Origin of the sequence: Brevibacterium sp. UBA7493, assembly GCF_002479565.1 — a bacterium.
Lineage (GTDB): Bacteria > Actinomycetota > Actinomycetes > Actinomycetales > Brevibacteriaceae > Brevibacterium > Brevibacterium luteolum.
Genome location: NZ_DLOD01000017.1, coordinates 15,343 through 42,106 on the forward strand (window position 1 = coordinate 15,343; position 26,764 = coordinate 42,106).

At 67.5% G+C, this 26,764-nt stretch carries 23 protein-coding genes; 12 read left to right on the forward strand and 11 right to left on the reverse strand.

Annotated features, from left to right (window positions below; translation table 11 throughout):
* Positions 1-4: 4 nt before the first annotated feature.
* From B4E96_RS11225 to B4E96_RS11250, 6 genes are read right to left on the reverse strand one after another with little or no spacing between them, the layout of a single operon-like run.
* Positions 5-1,132, reverse strand: a complete 1,128-nt coding sequence (locus B4E96_RS11225; RefSeq protein WP_286957600.1) for a serine hydrolase domain-containing protein — start codon at positions 1,130-1,132, stop codon at positions 5-7.
* Positions 1,116-2,981, reverse strand: coding sequence for an ABC transporter ATP-binding protein (locus tag B4E96_RS11230; RefSeq protein WP_286957601.1), 1,866 nt, complete (start codon positions 2,979-2,981; stop codon positions 1,116-1,118). The genes B4E96_RS11225 and B4E96_RS11230 overlap by 17 nt, the downstream gene beginning before the upstream one ends.
* Positions 2,978-3,952, reverse strand: coding sequence for an ABC transporter permease (locus B4E96_RS11235; protein ID WP_286957603.1), 975 nt, complete (start codon positions 3,950-3,952; stop codon positions 2,978-2,980). Before B4E96_RS11235 ends, B4E96_RS11230 begins: the two co-directional genes overlap by 4 nt.
* A complete protein-coding gene (locus B4E96_RS11240; protein WP_204514222.1) occupies positions 3,952-4,911 on the reverse strand; it encodes an ABC transporter permease in 960 nt (319 codons plus the stop codon). Before B4E96_RS11240 ends, B4E96_RS11235 begins: the two co-directional genes overlap by 1 nt.
* Positions 4,908-6,494 (reverse strand): ABC transporter substrate-binding protein, encoded by a 1,587-nt coding sequence (locus B4E96_RS11245; protein ID WP_286957605.1) that lies wholly within the window; start codon positions 6,492-6,494, stop codon positions 4,908-4,910. The genes B4E96_RS11240 and B4E96_RS11245 overlap by 4 nt, the downstream gene beginning before the upstream one ends.
* Complete coding sequence (locus tag B4E96_RS11250) at positions 6,491-7,594, reverse strand: TetR family transcriptional regulator (RefSeq protein WP_286957606.1); 1,104 nt, start codon at positions 7,592-7,594, stop codon at positions 6,491-6,493. Before B4E96_RS11250 ends, B4E96_RS11245 begins: the two co-directional genes overlap by 4 nt.
* Positions 7,595-7,787: 193 nt before the next feature.
* Here B4E96_RS11250 and B4E96_RS11255 point away from each other — a divergent pair, with 193 nt between their 5' ends.
* From B4E96_RS11255 to B4E96_RS11275, 5 genes are all read left to right on the forward strand, one after another.
* Positions 7,788-8,543: an SDR family oxidoreductase gene (locus B4E96_RS11255; RefSeq protein ID WP_286957607.1), complete on the forward strand. Its 756-nt coding sequence runs from the start codon at positions 7,788-7,790 to the stop codon at positions 8,541-8,543.
* A gap of 336 nt (positions 8,544-8,879) precedes the next feature.
* Positions 8,880-9,857, forward strand: a complete 978-nt coding sequence (locus tag B4E96_RS11260; protein ID WP_286957646.1) for a siderophore ABC transporter substrate-binding protein — start codon at positions 8,880-8,882, stop codon at positions 9,855-9,857.
* Between the two features lie 68 nt (positions 9,858-9,925).
* Complete coding sequence (locus B4E96_RS11265; protein WP_286957608.1) at positions 9,926-11,026, forward strand: ABC transporter permease; 1,101 nt, start codon at positions 9,926-9,928, stop codon at positions 11,024-11,026.
* A complete protein-coding gene (locus B4E96_RS11270; protein WP_286957609.1) occupies positions 11,019-12,269 on the forward strand; it encodes an iron chelate uptake ABC transporter family permease subunit in 1,251 nt (416 codons plus the stop codon). Before B4E96_RS11265 ends, B4E96_RS11270 begins: the two co-directional genes overlap by 8 nt.
* Complete coding sequence (locus B4E96_RS11275) at positions 12,266-13,021, forward strand: ABC transporter ATP-binding protein (protein ID WP_259855768.1); 756 nt, start codon at positions 12,266-12,268, stop codon at positions 13,019-13,021. Before B4E96_RS11270 ends, B4E96_RS11275 begins: the two co-directional genes overlap by 4 nt.
* Here the strand turns inward: B4E96_RS11275 and B4E96_RS11280 are convergent.
* Both B4E96_RS11280 and B4E96_RS11285 read right to left on the reverse strand, forming a co-directional pair.
* Positions 12,981-14,006 carry a hypothetical protein gene (locus B4E96_RS11280; protein WP_286957612.1) on the reverse strand — a complete coding sequence of 342 codons (1,026 nt, stop codon included), beginning with the start codon at positions 14,004-14,006 and terminating at the stop codon, positions 12,981-12,983. The two genes, B4E96_RS11275 and B4E96_RS11280, sit on opposite strands and share 41 nt — an antisense overlap.
* A 64-nt stretch (positions 14,007-14,070) precedes the next feature.
* Positions 14,071-14,925, reverse strand: coding sequence for a phosphatase PAP2 family protein (locus B4E96_RS11285; RefSeq protein WP_286957614.1), 855 nt, complete (start codon positions 14,923-14,925; stop codon positions 14,071-14,073).
* Positions 14,926-15,156: 231 nt separating this feature from the next.
* Between B4E96_RS11285 and B4E96_RS11290 the strand changes: the two genes are divergently transcribed.
* Entirely contained in the window at positions 15,157-16,149 is a 993-nt protein-coding gene (locus B4E96_RS11290; RefSeq protein ID WP_286957615.1) for a PRC and DUF2382 domain-containing protein, read from the forward strand.
* A 257-nt stretch (positions 16,150-16,406) separates the two neighbouring features.
* Here the strand turns inward: B4E96_RS11290 and B4E96_RS11295 are convergent, their stop codons facing one another.
* Positions 16,407-17,618 carry a CaiB/BaiF CoA transferase family protein gene (locus tag B4E96_RS11295; protein WP_286957616.1) on the reverse strand — a complete coding sequence of 404 codons (1,212 nt, stop codon included), beginning with the start codon at positions 17,616-17,618 and terminating at the stop codon, positions 16,407-16,409.
* Positions 17,619-17,784: 166 nt separating this feature from the next.
* Here B4E96_RS11295 and B4E96_RS11300 point away from each other — a divergent pair, with 166 nt between their 5' ends.
* The 4 genes from B4E96_RS11300 (at position 17,785) to B4E96_RS11315 (ending at position 21,694) form a co-directional block, all read left to right on the forward strand.
* The gene (locus B4E96_RS11300; RefSeq protein ID WP_102163075.1) at positions 17,785-18,210 is read left to right on the forward strand and encodes a hypothetical protein; all 426 of its coding nucleotides are present in this window, start codon (positions 17,785-17,787) and stop codon (positions 18,208-18,210) included.
* A gap of 73 nt (positions 18,211-18,283) precedes the next feature.
* Positions 18,284-19,507: an acetyl-CoA C-acetyltransferase gene (locus B4E96_RS11305; protein ID WP_286957617.1), complete on the forward strand. Its 1,224-nt coding sequence runs from the start codon at positions 18,284-18,286 to the stop codon at positions 19,505-19,507.
* Between the two features lie 404 nt (positions 19,508-19,911).
* Entirely contained in the window at positions 19,912-20,706 is a 795-nt protein-coding gene (locus B4E96_RS11310; RefSeq protein WP_102163073.1) for an electron transfer flavoprotein subunit beta/FixA family protein, read from the forward strand.
* Positions 20,707-20,743: 37 nt separating this feature from the next.
* On the forward strand, positions 20,744-21,694 hold the full coding sequence (locus B4E96_RS11315) for an electron transfer flavoprotein subunit alpha/FixB family protein (RefSeq protein WP_170273673.1): 951 nt from the start codon (positions 20,744-20,746) through the stop codon (positions 21,692-21,694).
* Between the two features lie 92 nt (positions 21,695-21,786).
* Here B4E96_RS11315 and B4E96_RS11320 read toward each other — a convergent pair whose 3' ends face one another.
* Entirely contained in the window at positions 21,787-23,211 is a 1,425-nt protein-coding gene (locus B4E96_RS11320; protein WP_286957619.1) for an FGGY family carbohydrate kinase, read from the reverse strand.
* 54 nt (positions 23,212-23,265) lie between these two features.
* Between B4E96_RS11320 and B4E96_RS11325 the strand changes: the two genes are divergently transcribed.
* Positions 23,266-24,288 carry a YihY/virulence factor BrkB family protein gene (locus B4E96_RS11325; RefSeq protein WP_286957620.1) on the forward strand — a complete coding sequence of 341 codons (1,023 nt, stop codon included), beginning with the start codon at positions 23,266-23,268 and terminating at the stop codon, positions 24,286-24,288.
* Between the two features lie 156 nt (positions 24,289-24,444).
* Complete coding sequence (locus B4E96_RS11330; RefSeq protein ID WP_170273676.1) at positions 24,445-24,906, forward strand: YtxH domain-containing protein; 462 nt, start codon at positions 24,445-24,447, stop codon at positions 24,904-24,906.
* Between the two features lie 366 nt (positions 24,907-25,272).
* On the opposite strand, the gene cls is transcribed toward B4E96_RS11330, so the two are convergent.
* A complete protein-coding gene (cls, locus tag B4E96_RS11335) occupies positions 25,273-26,760 on the reverse strand; it encodes a cardiolipin synthase (protein WP_286957621.1) in 1,488 nt (495 codons plus the stop codon).
* Between the last annotated feature and the right edge of the window lie 4 nt (positions 26,761-26,764).

Genomic DNA, 26,764 nt, shown 5'->3' on the forward strand with positions numbered 1-26,764 from the left:
CGGCTCAGCCGGTGACCTCCGCATGCAGCGCTGCGAGCAGCTCCTTGACCCGGGTGTCGACATCTTCAGACTGCATCTCATTGGTGAGGAACGAGAACGCGATCCCGTGCTCGGGCCATGCGCCGTGCAGTCCCCCGCCGGCCCCGGAATGCCCGAAGGCCGCCTCAACCGGCCCGTAGGTGCCGATCGGGTCGGCGAGCTCGAACCCGAGGCCGAAGCGCAGCGGCCGGTCGTTGATCGCATCGATGCCCTCCGACCAGGTGCGGGTGAACAGCTCACGGGTCTGCCGGGAGAGGATCGGGCCGTCTTTCAGCAGCAGCGCGTAGAACCGCGCCATCGACTCCGCTGTGGCGATGCCGCCGCCAGCGGCCTGCTGCGCGGCGTGGTATTCGCGGGTGTTGAACGGGCTGTCCCCGGAAAGCAGCAGGCCAGCGTACATCCGGTCGACGATCGCCCGGCGCTCGGGGTCGTCGTCGAGGAACGTCGAGACCCGATAGCCGGCCGCCTGGTGGATCGGCGCAACCCGGTCCTCCAGCTCCGCAGGCAGCCCGAGGTGGATGTCGAGGCCGTGCGGGCCGGCGATGCGTTCGGCGATGAGCTCGCCGACATCAGCGCCGGTGACCCGCCACACGAGCTCGGAGAGCAGATAGCCATAGGTGATCGCATGGTAGGCGACCTTGGTGCCTGGTGACCACAAAGGCTGCTGGGCTGCGAGCCGGCTGGCCATGAGCCGGTTGTCGTACTGGTCGCCGTCACCGACAGGATCCGGGTCGACATAGGGCAGCCCGACCGTGTGATTCAAAAGCTGGCACACCGGCACTTCGTCCTTGCCGGCAGCCGCGAACTCCGGCCAGTACCGGGCGACGGGTGCCTCGACGTCGATGAGCCCGTCATCGACGAGCATCCCGACGACGGCTGCGGCCAGGCCCTTCGTCCCGGAGAACAGCACAGCCATCGTCTCCGGCGTCCACACCTCGGGCGCGGCAGCCCCGCCACGGCAGGTGTGCCCGCCGGCCAGGCTGCAGATGAGCTCGCCGTCGCGGCACACGGCGAACGCCATGCCGCCGCCGCTTGCGCGCACGTGCCGGTCGAAGACCTCGGCGACAGAGCCGGACTCAGAGGCTGGGGACATTGGTCAGCAACTCCTGTGTGTACGTGTGCTGCGGGTTCTCCAGCACCATATCGACCGGGCCGTCATCGACGATCCGCCCGCCGTTGAGCACCGCCACACGGGAGGCGATGTGCCGGGCGAGGGCGATGTTGTGGGTGACGAAGAGCATCGCCAGACCGCGCTCGTCCTGCAGGGTGCGCAGCAGCGAGATGATGCTCGCCTGCACGGACACGTCGAGGGCGGAGGTGATCTCATCGCAGATGAGGACGCTGGGCATGTTCACCAGTGCCCGGGCGATCGCCGCACGCTGCCGCTCGCCTCCGGACAGGTCGCCGGGGCGCCGGTCGTGGAACTGCCGGCCGAGCCGCACAGCATCGAGGGCGTCCTTGACCTGCTCGCGGCGTTGGGCCGCGCTGAGCCCGCCGGCCATCTCCAGCGGCACGGCCAGCGATTCGCCGATCGTGCGCCGGGGATTGAGTGAGGAGAACGGCGACTGGAAGATGTACTGGATGTCGGTGCGCTGGCCGATGCTGCGCTGCCGCGTCGAGCGTGCGATCGTCTCGCCGCGGTAGATGACATCGCCGGTGTAGCCGTCGTTGAGGCCTGCGATCGAGCGCGCCAACGTCGTCTTGCCGGAACCGGATTCACCCAGCAGGAGGGTGCACTCCCCGGCCTGCAGGTCGAGGTCGATGGACTTGAGGATCGTCTTCGGCCCATACGCCAGGCCCAGCCCGCGCACCTGCAGCACCGCGTCGCTGGCCGGTGCGGTCGGCTGCCGGTCGCTCACCTCGCTCGCGGTGCCGGTTTCCGAACCCGAGGCGGTGACCGCCTCGGCAGCGGCGCTCGCGCGGGAAGCAGCCGTGGTGAGCAGGTGGGTCTTCTGGGGCTTCGCAGCCGCCTCGGCTCTCGCCTCGGCTGCCGCCTTCTCATCTTCTGGCACGTCGGCGCGTTCGAAGTCGCCGATCCGGTTGCGTCCGGCCAGGTCGGGCACGGCAGCCAGCAGCGTCTTCGTGTAATCGTGCTGCGGGCGCTCGAGCACATCGGCACAGCCGCCCTGTTCGACGATGCGTCCGCGCAGCATGACCGCGATTCGGTCGGCGATCTCGGCCACGACGGCCAGGTCGTGGGTGATGTAGAGGCCGGCGACCTTGTTGCGCACGGTCATCTCGCGGATGGTGTCCAGCACCTGCGCCTGGGTGGCGACGTCGAGGCCGGTGGTCGGTTCGTCGAGGACGAGCACATCGGGATACATCGCAAAGGCCATCGCAATCCCGATGCGCTGCTGCTGCCCGCCTGAGAGCTGGTGCGGCCAGCGCCGCTGGTAGGCCTCGTCATCGGGCAGGCCGACCTCGCGCAGCACCTGGCGGACCCGCTCGGTGCGCTCCTCGGCGGAGGAGCCGAAGCCGTGGATGTCGAGGACCTCGCTGATCTGCTCGCCGACCCGCATGCCGGGGTTGAGGGAGAGCGCCGGGTCCTGCGGAATATAGGAAACGCGGGCCCCGCGCAACTGGCGCAGCGTGGCATCGGGCAGGGCGGTCATCTCCGCCGGTTCATCGGCGTCGGAGGGATAGAGCCACACCGTGCCGCCGGCATGCATGAGCCCGGTGCGGAAGTGCCCGAGCACCGCCAGCCCGACGGTCGTCTTGCCGGAGCCGGATTCGCCGACCAGCGCAAGGATCTCCGAGGGTTTGAGGTCGAGGTCGACATCGGAGATGACGTCGGCTCCCGAGGCGGTGGCGGTGATGTGCAGATCGTCGATCTCCAGGACGTTGCCGCCCTCCTGTGCCCGAGTATGCCAGGCTGAGGAGCGGCGCGCAGACGGGCTGACCGTGGCGATGCTGCCGGTGGAAGTCGTGTCGAAGCTGGTCATTGCTCACCTACGTTCGATGACGCCGAGGCCCGTGCGATCGAGTCGGCGATGAGGTTCGTGCCGATGGTCAGCAGTGCGATCGCTGCCACCGGCAGAAGCACACCCCAGGGCTGGACGGACAGTGCGATGCGGTTCTCGTTGATCATCAGGCCCCAGTCGGCGGTCGGCGGCTGCATGCCCAGACCCAGGAAGGACAGCGAAGCGATCGCACCGATCGAATATGTCAGGCGCAGGCCGGCCTCAACGGCCATCGGGCCGGTGATGTTGGGCATGATCTCGCGGGTCAGCAGCCGCAGACGCGGCATCGCGTACATTTCGGCCGCCCGGATGTAGTCCTCGTTGATGACCCCGAGAGTGGCCGAGCGGGCCACGCGTGCGATGCGCGGGGCGTGGGTGATGCCGATGACGGTGATGAGCACCCAGCCCCGAGGCCCGAGCACGGTGATCGCCAGCAGCGCGAAGACGAGCTGCGGAATCGCCAGCAGCACATCGTTGCTGCGCATGATGAGCGAGTCGAGCCAGCCGCCGGTGTAGGCCGCGGTCATCCCGAAGAGCACGCCGAGCACCAGGCCGATGAGGGTGGCGAGCAGCGCGTAGAGGAGGAGCGTCAGGCCGCCGCCGATGAACCGGGTGAAGACATCGCGTCCGAGGTTGTCGGATCCGGCGATCCCGTCGGGCTGGAAGGGGCGGGCGACGAATTCCGTCGTCGTGTATCCCGTCGCCCAGGGCACGAAGAGCGGGCCGAGGAAGGCCAGCAGCACGACTGCGGCGGTGATGATGACGCCGATCTTCGCCTGCTTCTGCGCCCAGAACCGGGTGAGCACGGTGTTGCGTTGGCCGGTGTGGGCGTCCTTGGTCGCCAGGCTCGGGGCCGCCGAGGCAGTGGTCGTCGGGTCGAGGTCGGCGCGCTGTTCGACGGCGGAGCTGTCGCGGTCGGCCGCGCCGGTGTGCGGAGGCGGGGTGGTGGTCATCAGGCGTCACCTCCAGTGCGCAGCTTGGGGTTTGTGAGGATGCCGACGATGTCGGCGAGCAGGTTGACGATGACGTAGATGAGGGCGACGATCATCGTCACCGCCTGCACGACCTGCACATCGCGGTAGTCGACGGCGTCGATGAGCGCCTGCCCGAGCCCGGGGAAGCGGAAGAGGAACTCGACGACGACGACACCGCCGGCCATCCAGGCCAGCTGGATGGCGATCACCTGTGCAACCGGGCCGATCGCGTGCGGCAGAGCGTGCCGGAAGATGACGCGGCGTTCGGGCACCCCTTTGAGGCGGGCCATCTCGACGTAGCCGGAGTCGAGGACTTCGAGCATCGTCGCGCGCATCATGCGCGCGATGTAGGGAGTGACGACGAGGACGAGCACCGCAATCGGCAGGATGAGCTGGCTGGGGAAGTCCCACACCTGGCTGCCTGGCGGCCGCATCGTCACCGCCGGCAGGATGGTGAAGACGGTCGTGGAGAAGAACGCGACGAGCGCGATGCCGACGACGAACTCCGGCAGCGCGGCAAGCACGAGGGACAGGCCGGTGACGGTGTTGTCGACGGCCTTGCCGCGGCGCAGTGCGGAGACGATGCCGAGGATGACACCGGCCGGGATGCTGATGAGCGCAGCGGCGACCATGAGCAGCACCGAGGAGCCGACCCGGTCGCTCAGCAGCTGACTGACCGGCTGGCCGGTGGCCACCGAGGTGCCGAGATCGCCGACGAACAACCCTCCCAGCCACAGGAAGTAGCGGGTCAGCGGCGGCTCGTTGAGATTCATCTGCTCGTTGATCGCAGCAATCCGCTCCGGGGTGGCCTGCTGGCCGAGGATCGCGCGGGCCGGGTCCCCGGGCAGCAGCACAGTGGCGAAGAAGATGATGAGGGAGACGGCAAGCAGGATGACGATGCTGATCGCCAGCCGTTGGAGGATGAGTCTGACGATCATGCGACGTCTCCGATCCACACGCGGTGCAGGTTGAAGCCGGAGAGCGGCAGGCCGGTGGCGTTCTCGACGATGCCGCCGAGGTACGACTGGTAGGCGTCGACCTGGTTGGCGAAGCCCCAGATGATGAGGCCGCCACGGTCATAGAGGATCCGCTGGGCCTGCTCGACGAGTGCGCTGCGCTTGGCGGTGTCGGTCTCCCGCCGGGCGGCGGCGATGACTTCCTTGAACTCCTCGTCGTCCCAGTGCGTTTCGTTGAACGGCGCATCGGGCATGGTGCCGGAGTTCGTCTGTCCGAGGAAGTTGCGGGTGTACCAGAACGACTGCGAGAACGGATAGTTGAGATAGTCACCCCAGTACGAGGTCAGGTCCATCCGCTTGATGTTGATGGTGATGCCAGCCTCGCTGGCCTGCTCAGCGAACACCTGTGCGGCTTCGACGACGCCAGCCTGGATCGGCGCGGTGACGAGCTCGACCTCGAGCCCGTCGGGATGGCCGGCCTCGGCGAGCAGCCGTTTGGCTCCCTCGATGTCCTGCTGGCGCTGCGGGAACTCCGGGTAGGCGGGGTCGTAGGGCGAGTACATGTCGTTGGCGACGCGGCCGAAGCCGGAGAGCACCTGCTCGACCATCTCCTCGCGGTCGATCGCCAGCCGGAAGGCCTGCCGGACGCGTTCGTCGTCGAAGGGCTCGACGTCGACGCGCATGGTGAACGGCAGCCACATGCCGGTCTCGGAGTTGAGCACCTGCATGCGCGCATCGGCGCTGATGACTTCGGCCAATGCCGCCGGGATCTGGGCCACGGCGTCGACCTGGGTGGACAGCAGCGCATTGATGAGTGCATCTGTGTCGTTGAAGTTCAGCAGCTGCACCTCGTCGAGGTACGGCCCTTCGTCGCCCCAGTAGTGAGGGTTGGCGCGCAGGATCGTCGACTGTGCCGGTGTGAAGCTCTCGAGCATGAATGGCCCGGTGCCCACAGGATTCTGCGGGTCGAAGTCGGCGGGCACGATGATGTTCGCGTACTGGCTGAGGATGTCGTCGAGCGCGGCATCGGGGGTGCTGAGGTGGATCTCGACGGTATGGTCGTCGATCTCGCGCACTTCTTCGACGGCAGCCAGGGAGGCGGCGCCGTTCTTCGGATCGTCGGGGTCGACGATGCGTTCGATGCTGGCGCGCACATCGGCAGGCGTCAGCGGCCGGCCGTCGGAGAAGGTCACGCCCTCGCGCAGGCGCACCGTCCACACAGTCGCATCGTCATTGGAGGTGACCTCGGTGGCGAGCATCGGCACGAGGTTGTAGTCGTCGTCGCGGGTAAGCAGCGAGTCGTACATGTTGACCGCCCGGGCAACGTCGCCGAGGTTGGTGGCGACAGCGCCGTCGAGGGTGTCGGCAGCGCCGCCGCCGACGAAGCCGAGCCGCATCGTCCCGCCCTTCTTCGGCGGCCCTGTGACCTCGGCGGCTGGCCCGACGGCCGGCTGGGTGCCGGTGGCGCAGCCGGCGAGCATGAGGCCCATGCCCATGCCGGCGCCGCCGAGAACCGCCCGCCTGGTCAGCCCCCGCGGCGGTGCGGGTGGGGGTGGTGCTGTCATGATGCGGGCTCTCCTTTCGTCCTCGCCGCCCGCGCCGAAGGAGCGGGCGCGGTGTGCGCGTCGCTTTCCAGCAGGCCGGGAGTCAGGATGGTGTCGGTGAGGTAGCGGTCGATGAGCGTGTGCGGGTGGTCAACAGCCCCGGCGAGGGTGCGCAGCACGAGTCCGTCGAGGAAGATCGTCAGCTGGCCGGCCGCCTCGGCTGGGTCGGTCAGCTCGAAGGCACCGCCTGCTTGTCCGGCGGCCAGGCAGGCGGTGAGGATCGCGTCCCAGTCAGCGGCAAGCCCGGCCGCCTGGTTGCGGGAGCCGGCGCCCACGGCGATCTCGGCGTAGTTCTGCAGCCAGATCGACCAGTCCCCGGCCAAGGGGGTGGCCGCGTCGGCGTCGGTGATGCGCGCTGCGAAACCGCGTGGGATCTTCATCTCGATGAGTGACTGCAGCAGTGCGCGGTGCTCGGCTGGTGCGCAGGCGGCCGGGGCGCGGGCCTGCAGGAGGACGGCGCGTTCGGCGGCCAGCCGCTGGGCGGAGTGCTGGAGGGCTGCGTCGAAGACCTCTCTCTTGGAGGCGTGGTAGTAGTGCAGGCCGGCTGCGCTGATCCCGGCTTGGCGGGCGATGTCGATCATCCGCACCCGGTGGTAGCCCCATTCGGAGAACAGCTGCCAGGCCGCCTCAGCGATCCTGGCGCGCATCCGCTGCGCTTTCGCTCCGCCCGGCCGGCTCGTCTCGGCTGCGCTGTCCACCGGGCCCGAGGCGGTGGCTGGGCTGGGTGCCCGCGTCTCCGAGGCGGCGGGGGCGCTGGCCCGCTGTGCGGCGGGCGCGTCCGCGCCAGGTGTGCTGGCGACGGTCGGTTCGACTCCGGCGGCGCTGGTGGTCACTCCCCTGCTGAGCCAGTCGAGGGAGACACCGGTGAGCTCAGCAATGGCCGAAAGCTCCTCAATGCGGAAACGCCGGGCACCGGAGAGAGACTTCGACAGCTTCGTCTTGTCCAGACTGATGTGCCGGGCCGCCTCGACCTGGCTGAACTCACTGTCGCGCAGGACGCGCGCAACACGTGCAGCCACCGATGCGGTGGCCGCCGAGGCAGGCAGTGTCGCGGCAGTCATGGCCTCACCGTACAGTGAAGTTGCGAGAATCGCTACGTTGCCGGTCGCCAACCGGTTTGAAACGCAGGTCACAGCCCATACGCGCCTTCTCCCGCTGACCGGATGCCGAGAGGCTGTTGACGCGCACCGCCGAGCAGGTAAAGTTAGTAAACAATCGTTCAGCAAGTATTCAAGCGATCTGCCGGGAGGCACCATGAGCCAGCGTTTCACGGGGAAGACTGCGATCGTCACGGGCGCATCGCGCGGCATCGGCTTCGGCATCGCCGAACGCCTCGTCGCCGAAGGAGCACGGGTGTGCATCACCGCCCGCGGTGAGGAGGCACTCGCCGAGGCAGCCGAGAAGCTCGGCGGGCCGGACAAGGCGATCTGCGTCGCCGGCAAAGCCGATCGCCCCGAGCACCAGGATGAGGCGATCGCCAAGACGACCGAGGCCTTCGGCCCGGTCGACATCCTCGTCAACAACACCGGCATCAATCCCGTCTACGGCCCGATGATCGACCTCGACCTCGATGCCGCCCGCAAGATCTTCGAGGTCAACGACATCTCCGCACTCTCCTGGACCCAGAAGGTCTACGCTGCATCGCTGGCCGAGCGTGGCGGCGCGGTGCTCAACGTTGCCTCGGTCGCAGGCCTCGGCCAGCCCGAGGGCATCGGCTTCTACGGATCGTCCAAGGCGATGCTCGTGCACATCACCCGCCAGCTGGCCATGGAGCTCGGCCCGAACATCCGCGTCAACGGCGTAGCCCCGGCCGTCGTCAAGACCCGGTTTGCCGAGAAGCTCTACGCCCATGATGAGGAGGGTGTGGCCGCGGCCTATCCGCTCAAGCGGCTCGGCACTCCTGAGGACATCGCAGCAGCCGCAGCCTTCCTGCTCTCCGACGAGGCCGGCTGGATCACCGGCCAGATCCTGACCCTCGACGGCGGCATGACACTGTGCGGCGGCGTCTGACCCAGACCCCTCAGCCAGCTGCCTGCTGACCCTTCCTGCGAACGCCCGGTCGAGTCCGCCTCAGCCGGGCGTTCGCGCTGCCGGCGATCAGCCTGATGTGCTTCGCGTCACAAAGCGCCCTGCAAGCATGCGAACCGCCGGGGGAGTTAGGTAACATTAGCCTAACGAACTTTGGACACGTTTCCGTTTCGTAAATGGGTGAGCGTAGCCTTAGTGTGGCTCACCTAAGCAGTCGGGAGTTCCCGGCTGCTGGAGCCACACCACTACGTCCCCGCGCGTCACCGGTGAAGTCCACTGGCTGCGCGCACTCGAAAGGAGCCCTACCTGATGCGGATCATGCATCGCCGCCTGAGCGCCGTCGCTGCTCTCTCAGCCGTCGCACTCACCCTCAGCGCCTGCGGTTCAGGCACCGGCACCTCGGCGGAGGAAACCCCTGAGAACTCCGCGACCGTGACCGTCGAAGACAACAACGGCACCCACGAGATCGCCACGCCGCCCACGAGCGTCGTCGCCACCGACAACCGCACCTTCCAGACTCTTGATGACTGGGGCGTGGAGCTCAAGGCCGGCGCCGTGGCCCTCATGCCCGAGAGCGTCTCCTACACCCAGAACGAGGATGTCATCGACCTCGGCAACCACCGCGAGCCCAACCTCGAAGCCGTCGTCGAAGCCCAGCCGGATCTCATCATCAACGGTCAGCGCTTCGCCCAGTACCAGGAGGATCTCGCCAAGCTGGCCCCGGATGCCACGATCCTCAACCTCGATCCGCGCGACGACCAGCCCCTCGACGCTGAGCTCAAGCGCCAGACCGAGGTGCTCGGCGAGGTGTTCGGCAAGCAGGAGGAGGCCAAGCAGCTCAACGAGGACTTCGATGCCTCGATCGAGCGGGTGAAGGAGGCCTACAACTCCGACGACAAGGTCATGGGCGTCATCACCTCCGGCGGCGACATCAACTACTCCGCACCGAAGGTCGGCCGCACGCTCGGCCCGGTGTTCGACATCCTCGACCTGACCCCCTCGATCGAGGCTCCGGAGGGCGCATCGGATGACCACACCGGTGACGATATCTCCGTGGAGGCGATCGCCGACTCGAATCCGGACTGGCTGCTCGTGATGGACCGCGACACCGCAGTCGAAGACGATGCGAAGCCTGCCCAGAGCATCATCGAGGAGTCCCAGGCGCTCAAGAACGTTAACGCCGTGAAGAACGGCAACATCGTCTACATGCCCAAGGACACCTACCTTGCCGAGGGCATCCAGACGTACACCACCTTCTTCAACGACCTCGCCGACGCAATGGAGAACTCCCAGTGACACCGCGCCGGCGGTGCGGGCCTGCTCCGCGCCGCCGGCGGTCCACCTGATCCCAACCGATTGAGACGATGAGCATCCACGAACGCCACCAGGCACACGCACCAGCTCACGGTGCCGCTGCCGACGTGCTCGGATCCGCCGGCACGTCCGCCGGGGCACCTGGATCCGCCGGGGCGCCTGCGGCGGCCGCGCCCGAGGCGGTGGCCGGCACAAGTGCATCGTCGCGCCTGTTCTCGTGGCCGCTGCTCATCGGCGTGCTTCTCACCGCAGCGCTGGTCGCCTCCTCGCTGTTCATCGGCGTCTACGACATCTTCGGCGCCGAAGACGGCTCGGAGATGTTCGCCATCACCCGCGTCCCGCGCACCATCGCCTTGGTGCTCGCCGGAGCGGCGATGGCAATGTCCGGTCTCGTCATGCAGCTGCTGACGCAGAACCGGTTCGTCGAGCCGACGACGACCGGCACCACCGAATGGGCGGGCCTGGGTCTGCTGCTGGCCTTCATCGCCTTCCCCGGCGCTCCGCTCATCGTCACCATGAGTGTGGCGATCATCACCGCATTCATCGGCACCCTCATCTTCTTCGCCTTCCTGCGCCGGGTGACACTGAAGTCCTCGCTCATCGTGCCGATCATCGGGCTCATGCTCGGCGCCGTCGTCGGCGCGGTCTCGACCTTCCTGGCCCTGCAGAACGACCTGCTGCAGACCGTCGGCATCTGGTTCGCCGGCTCCTTCACCGCGGTGCTGCGCGGCCAGTACGAACCGCTGTGGTTCGTGCTCATCGTCGTCATCGCGGTATTCATCGTCGCCGACCGGTTCACCGTCGCCGGCCTCGGCCAGGAGATCGCCACGAACGTCGGCCTGAACTACAACCAGGTGCTGCTGCTGGGCACCGGGCTCATCGCGATCGCCACCGGCATCGTCACCGTCGTCGTCGGCAACCTGCCGTTCATCGGCCTCATCGTGCCCAACATCGTCTCCCTGTTCCGCGGCGACGACCTGCGCTCGAACCTGCCGTGGGTGTGCCTGCTCGGCATTGCGATCGTCACCGTCTGCGACATCATCGGCCGCACGATTGTCGCCCCCTTCGAGATCCCCGTCTCGCTCATCCTCGCTGTCGTCGGTGCAGCGGTCTTCATCACCCTGCTGCTGCGGAGGCGCCGGAATGGCTGACCTGTACGAAGCGACCTACACCGACCCGGCCTCGCTGGCCCGCCAAGCCGGCCAGCTCGGCCCGTCCACCCTGCCCGACGTCAGCGGCGCCACCCCCACCGCCGGCGCCACCCCCACCACCGGCACCCAGGCCACCGCCGGCACCGCCTCGGGCACGGCAGACGAGACCGCCACCGCCGCCTCGGGTGCTGCAGCCCGGACCACCAGCGCACGCACTCATACGCCAGCACCGGCGCCAGACACCCGCCACCAGGGCGCCCTGCCGACGCGGGCTGCTCGGGTGCGCTACTTCGCGATCCTGGCCGGGATGGGCGTCTTCGCCCTGGCCGCCTGCTTCGCGCTGCTGGCCTGGGACAACCCGATGCCGGTCGGCTCCGAGGGCTTCTGGCTCATCGCCAACCTGCGCTCGACGAACATCGCCATCATCATCATCGTCGCCTTCTGCCAGGCGATGGCGACCGTGGCCTTCCAGACGGTGACCCACAACCGGATCATCACGCCCTCGATCATGGGCTTCGAGTCGCTGTACACGCTCATCCACACCTCGATGGTGTTCTTCTTCGGCACAGCCGGCATCGTCGCGGCCGGGTCGACGAGCATGTTCCTCACCACCGTCGGGACCATGGTCGTCTTCGCTGCGTTCCTCTACGGCTGGCTGCTCTCGGGCCGCTACGCGAACATGCAGATCATGCTGCTCATCGGCATCATCCTGGGTGCTGGGCTCGGCTCGCTGTCGACGTTCATGCAGCGGCTCATGACCCCTGGTGAGTTCGATCTGCTCACCGCTCGGCTCATCGGCTCGATCTCCAACGCCGAGGCCAGCCATCTGTGGATCGCCGCCCCCATCGTCGCTGTAGCCGGTGGCGCACTCTGGCTGCTGGCACCCAAGCTCAACGTGCTCGCCCTCGGCCATGACACGGCCGTTAACCTCGGGCTCAACCAGCGGGCCTACAACATCATCGTGCTGCTGCTCGTCTCCGTGCTCATGGCGATCTCGACCGCCCTCATCGGGCCGATGACGTTCTTCGGGTTCCTCGTCGCGATGCTGGCTTACCAGCTCGCCGACACTCACGACCACCGGTATGTGTTCCCGCTCGCCTGGATCACGGGTGTGGCGGTGCTGGCCGGGGCGTACTTCGCGCTCAAGCACCTGTTCTATGCCGAGGGGGCCGTGGGCATCATCATCGAGGTCGTCGGCGGTTCGTTCTTCCTGCTCTACGTCCTGCGAAAGGGCCGCCTGTGATCACCCTCTCCGCTGTCCGCAAGAGTTACTCGGCCGAGGTCTCGATCGGCCCGGTCGACCTGCAGATCCCCGCCGGCGGCGTCACCGCCCTCGTCGGGCCCAACGGAGCCGGCAAGTCGACGCTGCTGACGATGATCGGCCGGCTCATGGGCATGGACGAGGGCGCGATCGAGATCGCCGGCTACGACGTCGCGACGACGAAGTCGAAAGATCTGGCGAAGATCGTCTCGATCCTGCGGCAGGAGAACCACTTCGTCACCCGGCTCACCGTCCGCCAGCTTGTGGGCTTCGGCCGGTTCCCCTACTCGCAGGGCCGGCTGACCGCCGCCGATGATGCGATCATCACCCGCTCGATCGACTTCTTGGGCCTCGGGCCGCTGGAGGGCCGGTACCTCGATGAACTCTCCGGCGGGCAGCGGCAGCGCGCCTACGTCGCGATGGTCCTGGCGCAGGACACCGACTATGTGCTCCTCGATGAGCCGCTGAACAACCTCGACATGCGCCATTCGGTGCAGATGATGCAGCACCTCGAACGCGCCGCCGAGGAGCTCGGCCGCACCGTCGTCATCGTGCTGCACGACATCAACTTCGCCGCCCACTACGCCAAGCGGATCTGCGCGGTCAAAGACGGGCAGGTCTGCTACTTCGGCACCCCGGCTGAGATCATGCGCCCCGAAGTGCTCTCCGATGTCTTCGACACCCCCGTCGACGTCATCGACGGCCCGCGCGGTCCGCTTGCCGTGTACTACTGAACCGTGCCCGAGGCGGTGGCTGCGGCAGCGCCGGATGCGGCACTCGCAGCACCGCTGAGAGCACCCACCACGTCACAAGCCCGAGGGCACACCCCGCCAGGCTCAACGGCAGCATGAATACCGAGGCGTCGAACAGCCTGCCGGCGACGACACCCGGGACCGCGAACACCAGCATCGACAGCAGCGCCGCCAGACCCGGCTGGGCGGTCGCCGGCTTGAGCGTCCACAGCAGGATGGCCGCGAGGATCCCCGGCAGTGCGATGGCGAACACGCACATCATCACCGTCTTCGTCTCCGTTCTGTCAGCGGCCAGGAGCGAGCCTGCGCACACCACGCTGTAGGCGAGCGCGCCGATGAGCATGCTCGTGCCGAGCAGCCGCACGGACGCCGCACTGTCAGCCTCAGCCGGGTCGTCATCACGGGGGCCGTCTGCGCTGGCTGCCTCGATGCTGCTGGTGTCGGAACCTGCCGTCACTTCGGGCTCATCATCGTCACCGGCTGCAGGCTCCGTGGTGCGGTTGGTGTGCCGGCCGGAGAGGAACGCCCGGATCGCGAGGCCGAGCACCCAGAGCGCGATGGCGATGAGCAGCGGGGGCAGACCGAAGACGAGCGGATAGTAGTAGTTGCCCAGGCCAGCCAGGGTGAAGCCCCCTGACCAGAGCGGGCTCTCCAACACGAGCATGGCCGTCCAGATGACCGCATAGACGGTGATGACAGCCGCTGCGATCCACTCCCACTCGGTGCGCCGAGACAGCAGCGCCACCGCGCCCGCTGCCATGAGCGGAGGCAGCAGCTCGAAGATGAGGCTGCTGATGAGCGCGGCCGCCTCCGGCAGGCCGCTGCGAAAGATGGCCTCGATGAGCGACAGAGCAGCGAAGACCACCCCGGCGGCTGCCAGAGCGGCAACGAGCAGCGTGTGGGATCGCGCCCGGAGACCGGCGGCGCGCACAACAGGTGGGGGTGTCTGCTGGCGGGAAGATGTCATACTCTCAGCGTCTCATGCCATCCAGACACCGCCTCGGCAGCGGTGAGAGGCGAGCACGGGCATCTCAGCCAGCGGCGCGGCCGTCGGCACCAGGCTGCCGGCGACTGCGGGCGGCTGCGACGGCGAGGAAGATGCGGTGGCCGGTGATGACGACGGTGATCCAGGCGATCGCGACGAGCCAGGCGGTGAGCACATCGGTCGTCCAGTGCTGGCCGAGATAGATGCGGCTGAGCCCCATGCAGGCGGCGAAGGCCAGGCAGCCGAGGACGATGAGGATCTTCAGCCACCACTGGCGGATGAGGATGAGCACCAGGTAGGCGATCATGCCGTACAGCGCCAGGGAGTTGAGCGAGTGGCCGCTGGGAAAGGAGAACCCGCCTTCATACGGCGGAACCGCATCGGCATGCGCTGGGCGCGGACGGCCGATGAGGTTCTTGCCGAGCACCGTGAACGCGACCGAGCCCAGGGCGGTGATGAGCATGAGCAGCAGCGGTGTGCGGCGCCGGTAGACGATCGTGAGGATGCCGGTGATGATGAACGCGATGACGGTCATCCCGACGATGTCGCCGAGGTTGGTGAAGACGGTGACCGCGCGGTTGAGTGCCGGTGTGCGCAGCTCCTGCATCCTGTGCAGGATCGGCCGGTCGATGGCGGTGATGCCGTCACGCGGGTTGTCGAGGCTTTCGTAGATCTCTTCGGCGATGGCCACGCAGCCGAGCATGATGCCCAGGCCGATGCTGGTGAAGAGGATGAGCGCGGTGTAGGGGCCGAACCAGCGGCCGAGGACCTGGCCGATCTTCCCGAGCAGCTTCCAGCCCGGCAGCAGGCGTTCATGGCGCTGCACGAATTCGGGCGCCTCGCGGATGAGCGGGTCGTCGGAACCACGCAGCCGATCGGTGCTCGTGTACTTGTCAATCACCGTTCCATTCTTGCTGAATACGATGCACAGTGCCTCGCGGCCCGCCGCAGGGAGACCTGCCGGTTAAAAGTCTGAGGGAGCGCTAACGAACAAGGACTGTTGCCGAGGTGAGTGAGGTGTTAGCGTGAACTCATCCGATGTCACTCCGGATACAGCACTTCAGTGCTGATAGGCACCACCCGTTGGGGAAGGGTTCCTCGACGGTGAAACGTCACAACACAGGAGTTCAGCATGGAAAACATCGACATCGACCGACTTCGCGGATCCGATCTCTACGATCAGACCGGAAGCAAAATCGGCAGCATCGGGGAGGTCTACCTCGATGACCAGACCAATGAACCAGCATTCGTGACCGTCAACACCGGTCTCTTCGGCATGAACGAGACTTTCGTTCCCTACCAGAGCGTCTCGCGTGACGGCGACAACCTCGTCGCTCCGTTCGAGAAGTCCTTCGTCAAGGACGCACCGAACATCGCCGCTGACGGCAGCCTGACGCCGGAGGAAGAGGAAGAGATCTTCCGCTACTACCAGCTCGATTCCGGCACCGGCCGTGACCGCGACCGCGATGGCGTGCGCGACCACGACCGCCACGGCAAGCATGATGCCGACCGCGACGGCGTCCGTGACGCCGGTGTGGCCGGCGCTGCCGGTGGAGTCGCCGGTGCAGCCGGACACGACCGCGACCATGATCGCCACGGCAAGCACGATCTCGATCGTGACGGCGTGCGCGACCACGACCGTGCTGCTGCTGGTGACCAGCAGCAGGTCGTCGCCCATGAGGAGCGCCTCAACGTCGGCAAGGAGCAGGTCGAGACCGGCAAGGTGCGCCTGCGCAAGCACGTCGTCACCGAGAACCAGCAGGTTGAGGTTCCGGTGCAGCGCGAGGAGCTCGTCGTCGAGCGCGAGTCGATCGACCCGAACTCCCCCGAAGCCCGCAAGGGCGGCGGAATCGACGCCGATCGCGGTGCTGTCGATGAGACGGTGACGTTGCGCGAGGAGCGCCCGGTTGTCGACAAGGAGACCGTGGCAACGGAGAAGGTCAACGTCGGCAAGCGCGTCGTCGAGGACAAGGAGACCGTCGGCGGTGAGGTCCGCAAGGAGCAGATCGACATTGACGGCGCTGAAGGCCGCGATGCTGCCGGACGCGGCGTCGATGGACGCGGCGTGGACGGACGCGGGGTTGACGGCCCGGGTCCCGACGCGGACGGACGCCCGCTGCGCTGAGCTGTACCTGCTGAGCTTCAGCACCACCCCGACCGCCCGGCCGGCTGAGCAGTCAGCGATCGGGTGAGCGATCAGAACACGGCACCCTTCCAGGTGACGGTGCACCTGCATCGGATCCCGGCAGGGTGCCGCTGTCATGTGCGCACACTGTCACGTCCGCGACACCAAACCGGCCGCCCCGCCCATGCGTGCGAGTAGGCCACCGGCCCACCGCCTCGGGAACGGTCCGTGCCCGAGGCGGTGGGCCGGTGAGCGTGTTACTGAGAGTCTGCCTGCCGGTCGGCTGGATGCTGCAGCCAGGCGCGGATGGCCTCGGAGTCGGCGCCGAGGGCCGGCGGGGCGAGGTCGTAGCTGACCGGGGTGGCCGAAAGCGTGATCGGGTTCTTCACCGTCGGGATGACGCGGTCGCCGGAGCCGGCGTTGACGACGGGTTCGAGACCGAGCTCGGCGGCGAGCTGGACGCCCTGTTCGATCGTGTTGATCGGCGCGCACGGCAGACCGGCGTCACTGAGCAGCGTGAACCATTCCTGCGCGGACTTCGCTGACAGCGCTTCGATGAGAAGCGGCTCGAGCTCACGCCGGTTGTGGTTGCGGTCAGCGTTGTGGGCAAACCGCGGGTCGTCGAGCAGCTCGCGGCGGTCGATGACGGTGCACAGGATCTCGAACTGCCGGTTGTTGCCGACGGCGACGATGAGCTCACCATCGCCGGTGGGCATCGGCTGGTACGGGTACAGGCTCGGGTGCTCGTTGCCCATGCGGTGCGGCACGACACCGCCGGCGACATAGGCGCTCGTCTGGTTCGCCAGGCCTGAGAGGGCTGAGGACAGCAGGTTCGTGTCGACCTTCTGACCCTCCCCGGTCTGGCTGCGATGCCGCAGCGCCGCGAGGATGCCGATAGTGGTGTGCAGGCCGGTGATGACGTCGAAGATCGCGACGCCGGCCCGGTACGGTTTGCCGTCGGCTTCGCCGGTGAGGCTCATGAAGCCCGAGAGTCCCTGGACGAGGAGGTCGTAGCCGGGCTGCGGGTTCTGCGGGCCGAAGCCGGTGACCGAGGCGTAGATGACCGCCGGGTTGGTCTGCACGACGGCGTCGTAGTCGAGTCCGTACTTCGCAAGTCCGCCGGGTTTGAAGTTCTCGACGAGCACATCGGCGCGGCGGGCGAGTTCGTGGGCGAGCGCGAGATCGTCGGGGTCCTTGAAGTCGAGGACGACGTCGAACTTGTTGCGGTTGGCCGACAGGTAGTAGGTGGCGTCGTCTTCGCGGATCGGCGGCTTCCAGGCACGGGTGTCGTCGCCGCCGGGGCTTTCGACCTTGATGACGGTCGCGCCGAGGTCGGCGAGCATCATGGTGGCGTAGGGGCCTGCGAGCACGCGGGAGAAGTCGGCGACGACGATGCCGGCCAGCGGTCCGGTTCCGGTGCGCGTCATCGCCTGGTCAATGCTGCGGTTGTCCTCATGCGGTGCGCTCATGCCCCTCGCCCTCCTGCCGCGGCTGCTGTGCGTCCGCGGCCCTCGCCGTGCTGTTGCTCACAGCCACGGTAGCAAGTCTATGCTGGCGCCCGGCAGGCGGTTCACGGCCGCGGCTGTCAGCCTGCCACCACACCCCCGCCTGCCTGATCGGAAGCGAGCGACCCGCATGCCCGCTGCCGTCCAGCCGTCGAAGCTCATGACGGTGCTGCTCAGCGTCTGCATCGCCGCCGCGTGCGGGGCCGGCGCCGAGGTGGTCAAACGCCTATTGCGCGGCGACGACGTTACTGCCTCCTGGTGGCTGTGGCTGGCCGGCGCTGCTGTGGCGGCGGCCGTCGTGGCGGTTGTGTTCCGGTCCCGAGGTGACAGGCTGGCGGCCCTGCCGTTCATCGGCAGTCAGAGTCTGGGTTTCGGCCTCGTGTGTCTCATCGTCATCGGCTATGGGCTGCCCGGCATGACCGTGGCCGGATTCGATCCGCTCGATGCAGCCCTCACCGGCATCCTCGCCGTCATCCTCGGGCTGCTCGTGCTGTTCCTGCTCAAGCGCTGGTTCTACACTCCCCCAGACACTCCGGAAAGCGCCGAGACCGACTGAGGCATCAACCGCCTCGGGCCCGGTGTCCGCGGCGGGGACTACTATGAGCCATGTCACCGTCGAAGGAGAACCTGTGTCCGAGCCCATCGTCATCTGCGAACCGCTGCGCTCCCCCGTCGGAGGCTACGGCGGCCAGTTCAAGACCACCCCTCCGCAGGAGCTCGGCCGGCAGGTCGTCGTCGCGCTCGTCGAGCGCACCGGCATCGACCCCAGCGTCATCGACGATGTCGTGTTCGGCCAGTGCTTCCCGCATATGGAAGCGCCCGCCCTCGGCCGCGTCGTTGCGCTCGATGCCGGACTGCCGACGAGCGTGCCGGGACGGCAGCTCGACCGGCGCTGCGGTTCCGGCCTGCAGGCGGTCATCGACGCGATGGGCATGATCGCCGCTGGTGGTGCTGAGGTCGTCATCGCCGGCGGGGCCGAGTCGATGAGCCGCGCGCCGTACTTCAACGAGGAGATCCGGTGGGGTGTGCGCGGGCCCGGCATCGATCTCAAGGACAGCCTCGCCCGTGGGCGCGTGACCGCAGGCGGCAAGGACCACCCGGTGCCCGGCGGGATGATCGAAACGGCGGAGAATCTGCGCCGCATCTATGAGATCAGCCGTGAGGAGCAGGACGCGTTCGCCGTCGAATCCCACCGGCGGGCAGCCGCGGCGACCGAGGCCGGACGGTTTGCCGATGAGATCGTGCCGATCCAGATGCCGGCGACCCGCAAGACCGCAGCCTACGAGGTCACCACCGATGAGCACATCCGCCCGGACGCCAGTGTCGAGAAGCTCGCGAAGCTCACCCCGATCCGCGCGAAGCTCGATGAGGCCGCGACCGTGACTGCCGGCAACGCCTCCGGACAGAACGACGGCGCCGCCGCCTGTCTTGTCACCACTGCCTCGAAGGCCGAGAAGCTCGGGCTCAAACCGCTGGCCAAGATCGTGTCGTGGGCAGTGGCCGGGGTGGATCCGGCTACGATGGGCATCGGCCCGGTGCCGGCGACCGCGCAGGCTCTCGAGCGGGCCGGGCTGACACTTGCCGATATTGATCTCATCGAGCTGAATGAGGCCTTCGCCGCCCAGGCGCTGGCCTGCACCCGCGAATGGGGCTTCGGAAGGGGCGACCTCGAGCGCGTCAATGTCAACGGCTCCGGCATCTCACTCGGCCACCCGGTCGGGGCGACCGGTGCGAGGATTCTGGCGACTCTGCTGCGGGAGATGGACCGCCGGCAGGCCCGCTACGGATTGGAGACCATGTGCATCGGCGGCGGGCAGGGACTGGCCGCGATCGTCGAACGCATCGAAGCCTGACCGACTGCCGACTGGGCACACGCACGTGGGCGACCACGTCCTCGGGACCGGTGACCGGCGCCTCGGGACCGGCGACCACCACCTCGGGAACGGGCGTCACAGCAGGTGACCGTGCTGTCCGGCCAGTGGGCAGGGGCAGGTTTGGGTGCGGCGAATGTGACATGAGATACTGGCACTGAACGAGCGATAAGTCGCCGCGTTCGCACCCGACTGCACGCCACATCCCAGACTCGGATAGGCTCACCCTCAACAGTGGCCCACGTCACTGGGCAGGGGAGTCGGACCAGGCCCCGGCGAACAGCCCCACCGCTGTGAAGTGAGACGGACGCCACTTGGTAACGTTAGAGAAACGACGCCCTGTTTCGAGGGTGATCCTCGGTTCTCAGGAAGGATGAACTACCCACATGCGGATTGTCACTTTTGTCAAGTACGTCCCGGATGCTGCCGGTGACCGTACCTTCGAGTCGGACAACACCGTCGACCGCTCGGTCGACGGCCTGCTGTCGGAGCTCGACGAATACGCTGTTGAAGAAGCTCTCAAGATCGCTGACGGTGACAAGAAGGGCACGGAGGTCATCGCCCTGACCGTCGGACCCGACGATGCCGTCGACGCTGTGCGCAAGTCCCTCCAGATGGGCGCGAACAAGGGCGTCCACATCTGCGACGACAGCCTCGAAGCCTCCTGCGCTGTCGGCACCGCCAAGACTCTGGCCGCCGCCGTCAAGGTCGTCGAAGAGGAAGAGGGCCCGGTCGACCTCATCATCACCGGCCTGTCCTCGACTGACGGCGCGATGTCGGTCGTGCCGGTCATGGTCGCCGAGCTGCTCGGCCGCCCGGCTGCCACCCAGGCCTCGCACCTGGAGGTCTCCGGCGGAGTCGCCAAGATCCGCCGCGACGGTGACACCGCCTCGCAGTACGTCGAGGTGCCGCTGCCGGCTCTCGTGTCGGTGACCGACCAGATCAACGAGCCGCGCTACCCGTCGTTCAAGGGCATCATGGCCGCCAAGCGCAAGCCGCTGGACGAGTACGACATCGAAGAGCTCGGCCTCGACGCCGGCGAGGTCGGCACTGCTGGTGCCACCACCGAAGTCGTCACGCTGACCGAGCGTCCGCCGCGCACCGCCGGTGAGGTCATCACCGACGAAGGCGAGGGCGGCAACCAGCTCGTCGAGTGGCTGGCCTCGAAGAAGCTCGTCTGATCCACTATCTGAACGCAGAGGAAGCGAATACACACTTATGTCTGAAGTTCTCGTTCTCGTAGACCATGTGGACGGCGACGTGCGCAAGTCCACCTTCGAACTCCTCACCGCCGCCAAGGCACTCGGTGAGCCGACTGCACTGTTCATCGGCGATGCCGCCAAGGGCGAGGCCGCTGCCGCCAAGCTCGGCGAATACGGCGCCGAGAAGGTGCTCGTCGCCTCGGACCCGGCATACGATGAGTTCCTCGTCGGCCCGAAGGCCGAGCTGCTCGCCGAGCTCATCTCCACCCGTCAGCCGGCTGGTGTCCTCGTCCCGGCCAGTGCTGAAGGCAAGGAGATCGCAGGCCTGGCAGCCATCAAGACCGGTTCGGGCATCCTGACCGACGCCGTCGGCGTGGCTGAGGGCTTCGTCGCCACCCAGTCGGTGTTCGCCGGCGGCTACACCGTCGAGTCGAAGGTCACCCGCGGCACCCCGATCGTCGCGATCAAGCCGAACTCGGTTGCCGCTGAGCCTTCCCAGGGCGCGGCTGCTGTCGAGTCGGTCAGCTTCGCCCCGAGCGATGCCGCCAAGACCGCCCGCATCACCGCCACTGAGGAGAAGCCGGCCTCCGGCCGTCCGCAGCTGACCGAGGCCGCCACGGTGGTCTCCGGTGGTCGCGGCACCGGCGGCGACTTCGCCCCGGTCGAGGCCCTGGCCGATGCTCTCGGCGCTGCCGTCGGCGCCTCGCGTGCCGCCGTCGATGCCGATTGGTACCCGCACTCGGCGCAGGTCGGCCAGACCGGTAAGACGGTCTCGCCGCAGCTCTACGTCGCCTGCGGCATCTCTGGTGCGATCCAGCACCGGGCCGGCATGCAAACCTCGAAGAACATCGTCGCGATCAACAAGGACGAAGAGGCTCCGATCTTCGAACTCGCCGACTTCGGCGTGGTCGGCGACCTCTTCTCGGTGCTGCCGCAGGCCACCGACGCGATCAACGCACGCAAGTGATGTGACCTGCCGCCGGCCTCGGCTGGCTGCAGGCTCACATGCGAAAGGGCAGGTGCCGCGCGGCACCTGCCCTTTGGCATGCCCTTGGCCAGTCAGGCAGTGGCACCGAGCGGGGTGATCGTGTGCTCGATGCCAAGCGCCTCCCATGCCACCCGCTCACACGAGCGCAGCCCGGCATCGGCCTCGGCGACCGGCACGATCGGCCGGTCGAGGACGGTTGCGAGGATCTGCCGGATCCCGGGTGAAACGGTCAGTCCGCCGGTGACTGGCAGCGGAGCGTGAGGGTCGGTGCCGAGGGCAGCGCAGAGCCGTCCGAGGTTGGCGGCGATGCCGGCGGCCAGGCCTGCGTAGAGGTCGGCTGCGGTGGTGGCCGGCTGGATGCCGGTCAGCGCCCCGGTCGAGACCGCGGTCCCGAGTGCCGGGGTGCGCTCACCGGCGAGCGCGGGATCGCAGGTGAGATCCTGCCACCGGCCGGCTGCGAGCGCCTCGGTCAGCGCCGCCTCGGCAGCGGCGTGGGCAGCAGGCGTGTGCTCGTCTCCGGCGCTGATGCCGAGCAGCACGCGCCTGCCCCAGGTCAGGGTGGAGCCGGCGTTGACCATCGCGGCGATCGCCAGCGTCCCGGCCGGGTGGACGAGCCGGTGGAAGTCCGAGGTGGAGCCTGCAAGCGGGCGCGGGGTCTGCGGGTCGATGTGGGCGATCCAGCCGGAGGTGCCGAGGTAGGCGTAGGCGGCACCGGGTGTGCTGCCGATGATCCCGTCGCTTGCAGCCCCGGCATCGCCGAGACCGGTGACGACCGGGATGCAGGCCGCCTCCGGGCCGAACCCGAGGTGTCCGGCGGCTGCCGGGGTCAGCGTGCCGATGGTGCCTGGGTCGACGAGCGCGGGCAGGCGCCAGGCCGCTGCGGGGGATTCGGTGATTGGGCGCGGCAGCATCCAGGCATCGGCTGCCGCGTCGTAGAGCGACGTGGTCGAGGCGCTCAGCCGGTCGCAGGTGAGGCGCCCGGTGAGCTTCCATCCGAGGAACCCGGCCGCGCTGAGAGCCAGCGCGTCGATGTGAGCTTCTGGGTGGTGGCCGGTGAGCCAGGCGATCTTGGCCGGCAGGCAGTCCGGGCCCGGTGTGGTCAGCAGCCTGGCTTCCCAGTCGGAATCGGCTGCGCGCAGCTCGGCGAGTTCAGCGGTGGCGCGGGTGTCGGAGTAGAGGATGACCCGAAGCCCCTCCGCCCCTGCCGGGCTGGAGGTGATGGGCACGAGGTCCTGCATCTGGCCGGTGAGCGCAATGGCAGCCGGCAGGCTCCCGTCTGCATCCAGGTGACCATCCGTGCGCAAGGCGCCCACCGCATCGGCGACGGCCTGCCACCACTGGGCCGGCGACTGCTCGATCGCCCCGGTCAGCTGCCCATCCTCACCGCAGTGGCGGGTGTCGATCGCAGTCTGCGCGGAGGCGAGCGTGCGGCCGGTCGTGTCGATGAGCGCGGCCTTGAGGGTGCTGGTGCCGAGGTCGAGGCAGAGGACGTGCATGGTCGTCACTGTAGCTGCTGCGCAGGTCAGGGCGCCCTGCCGTAGACTCGGAGTGTGACCCGGAAGAAGAACCTGTCTCCAGCGGCGTGGCGCTATGTGTGGGAGCGGACGATCATGTCGTTCGCCCGCAGCCGGCGCACCGATACGGCGGCAACGCTGTCGTTCTACTTCCTGCTCGCCCTGCTGCCAGCACTCACCGCGATCCTGTCGATCCTCAACGTCTTCGGCGAAGGCCCGGACACCGTGTCGAAGGTGCTGAACTGGGCGCAGCAGGCCGGGGCCGGTGAGAACGTTACGCAGCTGGAGGAGCCGCTGCAGGATCTGGCGAAGTCACCGGCCGGTGGGCCGTTCTTCGTCATCGGCATCCTCGTGGCGATGTGGTCGGCCTCGAAGTTCGTCAACGCCTTCGGCCATGCCGTCAACGAGATCTACGCGATGACCGAGGGCCGGCCGGCCTGGAAGCAGCGCCTGCAGACCTTCCTCGTCACCATCGTCGTCATCCTGCTCACCGTCGCTGCGGTGCTCAGCCTGGTGAGCTCGCCGAGCATCATCCTGCCCTTCGGCCTCGGTGAGCAGTTCGTCGCTGTGTGGGCGTGGGTGCGGCTGCCGCTGGCGGCCCTGTTCGTCCTGCTCATCACCACGCTGCTCTACATCGCCACGAGCAACGTCAAGCGCGCACACGTCACCCTGTCGTCCCTCGGTGCGCTCATCGCGCTGGTCGCCTGGGTGCTCTTGAGCGTTGGCATCTACCTCTACGCGGTCGTGTTCGGCGGGTTCGAGTCGACCTACGGTTCGCTGGCCGGCGTGCTCATCGCGCTGTTCTGGGTGTGGCTGTCGAATATGGCGCTGCTGTTCGGCGTGCACTTCGACGCCGAGGTCGAACGCGCCCGCCAGCTGCGCGACGGGATCCGCGCCGATGACGTCCTCCAGGTGCCCCCGCGCGACACCCGCCGGATCGTCTCCGATGCCCGGATCCAGGCCCGCATGCGCCGCAAGGCCCATGCCCTGTGGCGCAGTCGCGGAGAGACCGATGACGAGCCGGTAGCCGACCCCGAGGCGCCGCGGCCCCTGCCGTGACCGCCCGCAGGTGAGGACAGCTCATCCCACCTGGGAAATCGCATCGTGACAGCACGGCCTGCCGGTATATGATGTGGGTAACAGCCTCAGCCAGTCATACCCGCCCGCGCGGGAGACAATGTGGCTTGCTGGAATCGACTCCCACAGGAGGGGATTATGAAGAAGCGTCTGACTCTGCTCGTTGGAATTGGCATCGGTTTCGTTCTCGGTTCGCGCGCCGGCCGCCAGAGCTACGAGCGCCTCAAGACCCAGGTCGAAGAATTCTGGCAGAACCCACGCGTCCAGGAGGGCGTCCAGCAGGCAACCGACACCGTCAAGGAGAAGGCCCCCGAGGTCGCCGAGATGGTCAAGGACAAGGCTCCTGAGGTTGCCGGCAAGGTCCAGTCCGCCGCCACCTCGGCTGCGGGTGCCGCACAGGCCAAGGCCGACGACGTGAAGTCGAATGTGCAGCAGAAGAAGGCTGAGAAGGATGCCCAGAAAGCAGCCGACAAGGCTTCGTCGCAGGCTGAGAAGGATGCGAAGAACGCCGGCGCTGTCGAGGATCCGGTCGTTCTCAACGACGCTGTCGCCGATCCGTCGCAGGATCCGCTGTCTGAGGGCGGCAACCCGAAGCGCTGATTCCTGACTCGACACTCCAGCTGTAGTGAATGCGCGCCGGCAGATGCCGGCGCGCATTTGCGTTGCCTGGGGTGGGCGCTGGCTGGGTGGCTGCCGACAAGGGCCGGTCGTTGCCCGAGTCGGCTACTCTCTGGGGCCGGCCCAATGGCGGGCGGCTGGGCCCGGCAGAAGCTGGCCTCACCGCGCCGAGCGCGTTCAGTGCAAAATCCGCGCTCGTCGATATTGCACTCAACGACTATGAATCGGGGGTTTGATAGTCGCTGACTGCAAAAATCAGACGTCTCGATATTGCACTGAACGCACACACTGCCAGAAAGCTGGCGTCTAGAGCCGGCCCTGCCCCCAGCCCCAGCTCGCACCCGCCCCTCACAGCAGCGAGCTCGTCAGCCGGCAGACGTTCTCCAGGTACTTCTGGCCCGTCGAGCGCTCCATCCACTCCTGCCGGTCGACCTTGACGCTGTTGGCCCGGTAGTCGGCGGCCTCCAGGTCGTACATCGCCTGCGTAAAGCCGCGGTCGACGAGGAACAGCGAGACTTCGAGGTTCATCGCAAAGGACCTCGCGTCCATGTTCGACGAGCCGATGATCGTGACCTCGTCGTCGATGAGCAGGAACTTCGAGTGCAGCACGGTCGGCTCGTGGTACTGGAAGATCTGCACGCCGGCGTCGAGCAGGTCGGCGTAGTAGGACTCCTGTGCCTTCTGCGTCACCCAGTGATCGCTGGTGGCCCCGACGTAGATGCGCACGTCGACCCCGGAGTGGGCCTCGGTGACAAGTGCGTGCATGAGCGACTCATCGGGCACGAAGTACGGCGAGCAGATGACGATCTGCTCATTGGCGTTGTAGATGAGGTGGTTGAACAGCCGCAGGTTGTTCTCCAGGTCGAAGCCCGGGCCGCTGGGCACCACCTGAGCCATCGCCCCGCCCTCGTAGACCGGGTCGAGTTCGGTGTCGAACTCCTCGAACAGGATGACCTCAGTCTCGGAGTACCAGTCGGAGGCGAACACGGCGTTGAGCTCGGCGACGACCGGGCCGGTGCAGCGCACCGACAGGTCCTTCCACTGGAATCCCTTGCGCAGGTTCGTGCGCTTGTTGTACGAGCGGTGGATGACGTTCTGGCTGCCGGTGTAGGCGATCTCACCGTCGATGACGAGGATCTTGCGGTGATTGCGCAGGTCCGGGCGCTGGTATTCGCCCTTCCACGGCCGCAGCGGCAGGCTGCGCCGCCACGGCACTCCCGAGGCGTCGAGCTCCTTGACGAGATCGGAGTAGCCGGGGTAGCCGAGCGAGCCGACATGGTCGATGAGAATACGCACCGTCACCCCGCGCGCATGGGCGCGCAGCAGCGCATCGAGCAGCGGGCGGGAGGCGTCGTCGATGGCGACGATGTAGAACTCGAAGTGCACGTACTTCTGGGCCTGGTCGACCTCGCGGGCCATATCGAGCATGCACTGGTGGTTGTCGCCTTCGAGGGTGAACTCATTGCCGTGGACCATCGGCAGGGCACCGAGCGAGTAGTTCAGCTGCGCGGCCGTGGCCAGCGGCTCGGGCAGGTGGTCGTCGCGGCCGAGGATCGACTGGCCGCCGGTCTCATGCTTGATGAGCCGGTTGATCTCCGTCTGCATCTCCCGGCGCTTGCGCGGCAGCTTCGAGGATCCGAACATCCAGAATGCCAGCAGCCCGATATAGGGGATGAGGAAGATCGCCAGCAGCCAGCCGAGGGCCACCGACGGTTTGCGGCGGTAGGGGACTGCACCCAACGCAACGACGCGGATGACGAAGTCGACGGTGATGAGCGCGATGATCACCCACAACGGCCATCCCGGTTCGACGGGGATGAAGGTGAAGAAGTTCACCGCT